General features: G+C 75.1%; 1 pseudogene. It reads left to right on the forward strand.

The window, feature by feature from the left end:
* Positions 1 to 469: pseudogene (locus EXE52_RS18105) on the forward strand (hypothetical protein); the annotation flags it as partial.

Raw genomic sequence — 469 nt, forward strand, 5'->3', positions numbered from 1 at the left:
GCTCGAACCGGAGTGACCGACCTGCTCTCGCCGACGGGCGTCGACGAGGCCTCGTGGACGGACGCCGTCCTCGGAGCGCCGACGCCGACGGGAGGCGCCGGGGGAGTTGATTCGACCTCGACGGAGAGTGCGGCGGCGAGCGGAGACGCGACGGCGAGCAGAAACGCGACGGCGGGCGACGACGCCGCGTTCGACCCGGCCGGAGACGCGACGAGCGAGACCGCGTCGGTCGAGGTCGGACACGCGGCCGACCGCGCCGCGACCCGCGTCCACGACGGTCTCGGATCGATCGTTCGGGCGAGCCACCGCGTCGAAGCGACCGTGGAGACGGAGACGACGCAGGTCGCCGACGGCGGTCACGTGACGCCGGACCGGCCCCGATCGCTGCGCGACGAGCCCTGGCGGCGGGTCGACACGTCGCGGACGGAGCGCGTCCGCGTGACCGGCGGGAGCGACCTCCGAACGGGGA

This window comes from Halorubrum sp. CGM4_25_10-8A (genome assembly GCF_005435025.1).
Lineage (GTDB): Archaea > Halobacteriota > Halobacteria > Halobacteriales > Haloferacaceae > Halorubrum > Halorubrum ezzemoulense.